Here is a 7,210-nt window from a genome sequence, read left to right on the forward strand (position 1 = left end):
TCGACCAGGTCGTCTGGCGGAATCACGTCCCCGTTTTCTACGGCGAACGTCTCGCGCTGCACGGACGTCGGCGGCGGCACCAGCTCCGATATGGCGTCGATGCTGGTGACGACGATCCCGTCAAACCCGTCGGCGAGGACTTGCAGCGCGTCGGCGCGCTCGATCAGCGGGCCCGAGTCAGTGATCTGCTCGTTGTCGTACGGCTTGCGCTGGGTGGCCGGAAAGCGCAGAACGTCTGCGTCGCCGACGATCTGTTCGAGGTCAGCCTGGAGGTAGGCCGCGGCATCCTCGTCGGCCATCAATGCGACGAGGGTTGAGGTCTGGTCGCGGAGGGGGGCAAGCAGAAATGCCGGGAGCGAGCCCGCCGCGTTTTTGACCTGGAGGACCAGCTGCGTGTCGTCGGATGCGTGCGTCTGCATCGCGGCATCGGACCAGTCGATCAGTCGATGGGCGGCGTCGGATGCCGTGATCCGGTCGGTGAAATCGGTCAGGGACACAGGGAGTGGCGGTACGTGGAAGAGTGGATGTCAAAAGGTCCGGATCGAGAGAGACGTGAGACTCTCGCGACGCGGGGAAGGGGAGGGGTGACATGGGACGTGCCGACATGCCGAAAGGCCGATCCCGGTACGCCCGGAAACGGCTTCATCGTGATTCGTGGTGGCAGCGTAAACGGGGGAGCCCGGTTGCCACAAGCGCTAAAAAACGCGCGATCGCACGGGCTACGGAGGCTCCGTAAGCCTCGGCGCGAGACCCGTGCCAGCGGTCAAATACACATCGGTGGTAACGTGTTGACCTCGGTGCAAACTGGCACTGGTTCGCATCCAAAACGCTGTAATTTCGCAACGAACCGACCCTCAGAGAAGGTTCTGTGGGAACTGCAAAAAGGCTCGGAATCGTTTGAACGTAGCGCTCTTGTTTCACGTGGAACAGTTCGGTCCGCCCTCAGCGGCTTTAAACGCCGCCTGAAATGTTTCACGTGGAACGAAACGCCCGTTGCGTGAACGCTTTGCGGGTCCTTGTTTCACGTGAAACGATCCGCCACGCCGTCTTCTGTCGATGCCTGAGACCCGTTGACCCTTGCCCAAGCCGCCGCCCTCGGCCCAAACGTAATAGCAACTCCACACCCGCCCGACCACCTACACACGTTCAAGTCTCCACACGTTCAAACATAATCCCCCTCACCTCGCTCCGATCGCTTCGCGAACAAAACCGTTGGCCTCGCGAAGTCGCCGTCGCGCCTCGCCCGCCTCCACATCCGCGAGCACCATCACGACGGCCGTCTTGACGTGCCCGTCGGCGGCATCAACAGCAGCGACGGCGTCGCCGTAGTCCAGGCCCGTCACCATCATGACGGTGCGGTGGGCGCGCTCGACGAGCTTCTCGCTGGTGCGCTGCAGATCCACCATCATGTTCTCGTACACTTTGCCCCGCCGGATCATCGCCGCGGTAGTGATCATGTTCAACACCAGCTTTTGCGCGGTGCCGCTCTTCATGCGGGTAGAGCCCATCACCACTTCGGGGCCGACGTCCGGACAGATCGCGACGTCTACGTCGACGCCAAACTCCGCGCGCGGGATCGTCGTCACGAAGAGCGTCTGCGCGCCGAGCGTGTCGTTCGCGTGTTCGACGGCACCAACGACGTACGGGGTCCGGCCGCTGGAGGCGATGCCACAAACCACGTCGGTGGACGTGACGCCGTGGTCGTCCAGCGCCGCCGCGCCGTCCGCTGCAACATCTTCGGCCCCTTCCTGTGACTCGAACACAGCGATGCGGCCGCCCGCGATAATTCCCTGCACCAGGGAAGGGTCGGTGCCAAAGGTCGGCGGGATTTCCGAGGCATCGACGACCCCGAGTCGGCCGCTGGTCCCCGCCCCGACGTAGAACAGGCGGCCGCCCCGGTCGAACGCATCGACCACGATCTGGACGGCTTCAGCGATGTAGGGGATCTCCTGCCGGACCGCGATCGGGACGCGGTGGTCCTCGATGTTGATGACGCGGAGGATCTCGCGAATCGACGCCGTGTCGATGTGGGACGACAGCGGATTGCGTTGCTCGGTGGCGAGGCGCTGGAGCTGCTCGAACAGGTCGGAACGGTCGGACATGAGCGGGGCTTCGGAGGAAAAGAGCTGTGAGCGCGAACGACCGGTCGCGGTCGCAACGCGCTGAAGCCAACGTACAAACAGCCCGCCGGAAATTCGACGCCGCCCTGCGGGTCAGGCGGCCATGGAGAGCGGCGTCGCATCGCACAGACCGATGTACCGGTCGCACGTGCTGAGGAGGTGCTCGTGCGTGCCGTATCCGACCACACGGCCGTCCTCGACCACGCAAATGCGGTCGGCGTAGCGGGCGGATTCAACCCGGTGGGTGACGAACAGGACGGTCTGTGATTCGAGTGCCTCGAAGAGCGCCGGGAGGAGCGCCGCCTCCGTTTCCATATCGAGATTGGAGGTCACCTCGTCGAGGAGGTAGACCGGGGCCGACCGCAGGAGCGCGCGTGCCAGCACGAGTCGTTGCCGTTGCCCCCCCGAGAGCGACGCGCCCCACTCTGCAACCGCCGTGTCGTAGCCGTTCTCTGTTGCCTGGATGACGTCGTGGACCTGGCAGAGCTTCGTCACGCGGTCCAGCGTTGCGTCGGGTACGTCGTCCAGCCCGAGCGTCAGGTTGGAGCGGATGGTCCCCTCAAACATCGTGAGCTCCTGCCACACGGGCATCACCTGCCGACGCACGTCCGCGAGCGGCAGTGCGTCGAGCGGCGTGTCGTCGAGATAGATGTCGCCGCCCGTGGGTGTCTCGAGCCCAGAGAGCAGACGTAGCAGCGTCGTCTTGCCCGAGCCGCTCGGCCCGACAACAGCCACCGACTCGCCGGGCTCAATCGTAAGATTTACGTTTTCCAGAATCGTCTCGTCGCCATACGAGAACGACAGGTCGCGGAGCTCGACCCGGCCGTACAGGCGCCGCTCGAGTTCCGTCTCCGTGCCTTCATATACCCGCGTCGGATCCTGCTCCGGCTCCGTGTCCAGGTATTCGAACATCCGCCACAGATTCACGGAGGACTGCTGCAGCTTCGCGTAGAGGTCCACGAGCTGCTTCAGGGGATCATAGAGGTAGCCGACGTACGCGGTGAAGGCGATGTAGCTACCGAGCGTCAGCGAGCCGTCGAGGATGAACGTCCACCCGAGCCAGGTAAACAGTGCCAGATTCAGCGACCGAAGGCCGTCGTTCGTAGCCGCCACGATCTCGCCGATGTTGCCCGAGCGGCGGTGCGTCTCCGTCGCCCGCGACATGTGCTCCTGCGCTCGCTTGAACATCGTCCGCTCCACGGAGAGCGACTTCACCATGCGGATCTGGCTGAGCGTCTCCACATTGTGGGCGTACAGATCCGCGTAGGCCTCCGACGCGTCTTGCCACGCTTCCCGCCACCGCTTACCGGCAAGCGTTACAACCGTGACGGCCGCCGGGATGGCGACGACGGCGACGAGGGCGAGCTTCCAGTGCAGGTAGAAAAGAAAGGGAGGAACGAGGAGGAGATAGATGCCCTGCGTGATGCTCGTCCGAAACAAGGTAGTCAGCGTGATCAGCGCACTGGACGCATCCTTGAACCGGGACGTCACTTCGCCCACTTTATGTTCGTTGAAAAACGAGGTCGGAAGGTGCTGGATGTGGTTGAAGAAGAGCAGTCGGATCTGATTCCGCAGCTCCACTTCGTAGTGCACATTGTACGCCCGCTGCAGATACCGGATCAGCGAGGACGCAACCGTCACGCCCAGGATGCCACCGACGAGCACGTGCATCAGCCCGACGTCCTGCGACGGGTACACCTCATCAATGAGCAGCTTTGAGAGAAACGGCGCAGCCATGCCGAGAAGCCCCACCACGGGTCCGAGCAGTACGCCTTTCAGCAGCGGCGTCCAGTACGAACGGATCAGCTGCAGAAGACGCCAGACCTGATGGGTGGCCGTGGACAGAGAGGGCGATTCGGACGATGCGATGGACATATCAGCCGGGGTCGGTCTACGTTGCGAAACGATCAGGCGTCCACACCGAAGACCGCCCCCTGCAGACGTCACACGATCCGCCGGACGGTGCAACGCCGCAACCCGGGCTCGTCCCCGATGGCGCCGTTATGGCATAGCATGCAGAATTGCTGCCGACATACACATACGGTCTGCCTCTGAAGCACAGGCGCTACGCCGCCCTGGAGGGCAACCGGGTTCGCTACCCGGTTTTTCTGTAACGTCATACACAAACGTAGAAACTACGGTATTGACAAATGGATATTTGGACCATGGATTTGCATCCGGTCGTAAAATATCGGCGACAACGCCGGGTTCTCGTTCTCCAGAGGATGCGCCGGTCTGCGCATCGAGGGATGAACGAACGGCTGCGACGCGGCGTACCATGACTTGTCATTAGCTATTGCTTCGTTCGTCTCTCTATGATCCTTCGCACGCTCCGCCTGCGCTCCTTCCGGGCGCATGACGAGATCACCGTTGAACTCCGGCCGAAGGTCAATCTGCTGCACGGCGCGAATGGCGTGGGGAAAACAAACGTTCTGGAGGCCATCCACTACGTGTGTCTCACGAAGAGCTTTACGGCGACGAACGACCGGTACGTGGTTCGACAGGACGCGCCGTACTTCGAGGTCGAGGGCCTGTTCGAAGGCGTGCGGTCCACGGAGACGCGTGTGCGCCTCGTGTACGTCCCGAGCGAGGGAAAGAAGGTGTTCGTCAACGGCGCCCCCCTCGACCGTCTGACGGAGCTCGTAGGCATGCTGCCCGTCGTGGTCTTTTCCCCGGAAGATCATGCCCTGACCGCAGAGGGACCGAGTGAGCGGCGGCGATTTCTGAACAACATCCTGAGCCAGGCGCGTCCGGTGTATATGGACGACCTGATGAAGTACCGCCGCGCCAGGAAGCAGCGGAACGAGGTGCTTCGCCAGTACAAGAAGCGGCCAAACCCGCCCCCCGAGGCCCTGATCGAGCCGTGGACAGAAAAAATCGTCACGATCGGCAGTCGCGTCATTCACCGGCGAAACCAGTTTCTGCATACATTTCGCACATACCTCGTCGACGCCTACGAGCGCATCGACGCCGTCGCGGAGGAGCCCACGATCGAGTACGACACGATCGACGCGTTTGCGGAGGCGACCACGGAGTCGGAGATCCAGGAGGCGTTTCGGTCGGAGGTGGAGCGTAAGCGGGAGCACGAGCACCAGCGGGGAACGACGCTCGTGGGGCCGCAACGGGACGAGCTCGTCTTTCGGCTGGACGATCTGGAGGTTCGCCGATACGGATCGCAGGGCCAGCACCGCACTTTCGCCATGGCGCTCAAGCTCGCACAGTACCTGTATCTCACCGACCGGCTCGACACGCAGCCCATTCTGCTCCTGGACGACGCCTTCGGAAAGCTCGATGCACGCCGCACCGACGTTTTCCTCGAACTGCTGATGTCGGACGTCATCGGGCAGAGCCTGATCACCGCCACGCGCCGCTCACCGTTCGCCAAGACCATCGACTTCGAGAAGCCCGTCCACCGATCGATGCACGTCACGCGCGTCGACGGTGCCGCCAGAGTGACGCCCGAGCACAACCGCGGGGAGGACGACCGCGCGAAGGATACCTCCACGGAGAATGCCCCCGCAGGGGCATCGACAGTATCGGAGTCTCCGCTTCCCGAGTCGCAGCAGACGTAACGACTTTTCGGGGGTTGGAACGCGTAGGCGTCTCTGCGGTCTGCTCCATGTCCGGGCGGCGTCCGGTCCGGCATCTCGTACCGACCAATCATAACCGTACCCTGTGTCGATGCCCTCCTCTTCGCACCCGATCGCTGTACGCCGCGCCCGATGGGTCCGGTGGACGCTTCTCCTCGTCATGACGGCTGCGCTGTCGCTGACCGTGCCCGCTTGTACGACGGGAGTCAACCCGGTGTCGGGAAACACCCGGGCGATGGGCTATTCCTGGGAGGAGGAAATTCGCCTCGGCAAGCAGGCCGATGGGCAAATTCAGCAGCAGTTCGGTGTCTACGAGGACGAAGAGCTGCAGCAGTACGTCGATCGCATCGCCCAGGACGTCCTCGCCGTGAGCCACATGCGGCGTCCGAGCACCGAGGCGAAGTTTCGGGATACGGAGTTCACGTTCCGGATTCTGGACAGCGAGATCATTAACGCGTTCGCTCTTCCTGGCGGCTACGTGTACGTGACGCGCGGGCTGCTCGCGCACCTGAATAACGAGGCGCAACTTGCGGTCGTGCTGGGGCATGAGATTGCTCACGTGGCCGCACGTCATGCGTCGCAGCAGGCGGCTCGCCAGCAGCTGACGCAGCTCGGCGTTCTCGGCGCCGGTGTAGCCGGGGGGCTGGCGTTTGGCGGGGACGCGGCGCAGAATATTCTCGGCCTCGGCGGGCAGGCAGCGCAATTCTTTTCGCTCAAATACAGCCGCAGCAACGAGCGGGAATCCGACCGCCTCGGCGTCGAGTACGCCATCAAAGCCGGGTACGAAGCGTCGGAGGGCGCGGACTTCTTCGAGACGCTGAAGCGCAAACAGGAGCAGGCGGGTCAGTCGATCCCGTCGTGGCAGTCCACGCACCCCGATCCGGGCGAGCGGGAAACCACGATCGTTAATCTGGCTCGTGAGTGGCAGGGTCGCGTCGCCCAGCCGGCCAATCGCATCGATCAGGAGCCGTACTACGACGCTATCGAGCGGGTCATTCTGGGCAAGAACCCGCGGCAGGGGTTCACGGAAAACGACACGTTCTTCCACCCCGACCTGCGCTTTCGTTTCCCGTATCCGGCCGGATGGCAGGTCATCAACCAGCCCCGACAGGTCGCCATCGTCGAGCCGGACCAGTCCGCGTACCTGACCTTCAGCTTCTCGCAGGAGGACTCGCCGAGCGCAGCAGCAACGGCGTTTGCCGGACAGGAAGGATTGACGACCATCGACCGCGGCGGGGCCCGCATCAACGGACTTGACGCCGAGCGACTGCTCGTTAGCGGGCAGACGCAGCAGGGTGGGGACGTCCGCGTGCTGAGCTACTTCATCGCCTACAATGGCGACGTGTACCGCTTTTCCGGAATTACGACGGGCGGGCGCTACAGCGAGTTCGAAAGCGCCTTCGAACGCTCCATGCGAGGGTTCGCCGAACTGCGCGATCCAGCTAAATTGAATGTCGAGCCGGCCCGCGTCAACATCCGCTCGGCCGACGCCACCCGGGC

Annotated in this window: 4 protein-coding genes and 1 pseudogene; 2 read left to right on the forward strand and 3 right to left on the reverse strand. The window is 63.3% G+C overall.

Features of this window, described 5'->3' with window-relative positions; translation table 11 throughout:
* The 3 genes and pseudogenes from ACFCU0_RS13040 to ACFCU0_RS13050 all read right to left on the reverse strand — a co-directional run.
* Positions 1 to 497, reverse strand: a pseudogene (locus ACFCU0_RS13040) (transcription-repair coupling factor); the annotation flags it as partial.
* Between the two features lie 681 nt (positions 498 to 1,178).
* On the reverse strand, positions 1,179 to 2,102 hold the full coding sequence (murQ, locus tag ACFCU0_RS13045; protein ID WP_434974117.1) for an N-acetylmuramic acid 6-phosphate etherase: 924 nt from the start codon (positions 2,100 to 2,102) through the stop codon (positions 1,179 to 1,181).
* Positions 2,103 to 2,213: 111 nt separating this feature from the next.
* Positions 2,214 to 3,995, reverse strand: a complete 1,782-nt coding sequence (locus tag ACFCU0_RS13050; protein ID WP_434974118.1) for a peptidase domain-containing ABC transporter — start codon at positions 3,993 to 3,995, stop codon at positions 2,214 to 2,216.
* 440 nt (positions 3,996 to 4,435) lie between these two features.
* Between ACFCU0_RS13050 and recF the strand changes: the two genes are divergently transcribed.
* Positions 4,436 to 5,692 (forward strand): DNA replication/repair protein RecF, encoded by a 1,257-nt coding sequence (gene recF, locus ACFCU0_RS13055; RefSeq protein WP_434974119.1) that lies wholly within the window; start codon positions 4,436 to 4,438, stop codon positions 5,690 to 5,692.
* Between the two features lie 109 nt (positions 5,693 to 5,801).
* On the forward strand, positions 5,802 to 7,210 hold a 1,409-nt coding region (locus tag ACFCU0_RS13060; protein WP_434974120.1), incomplete at its 3' end, for a M48 family metalloprotease.

The sequence above is a fragment of the Longibacter sp. genome (assembly GCF_051155795.1).
Classification (GTDB): domain Bacteria; phylum Bacteroidota; class Rhodothermia; order Rhodothermales; family Salinibacteraceae; genus Longibacter.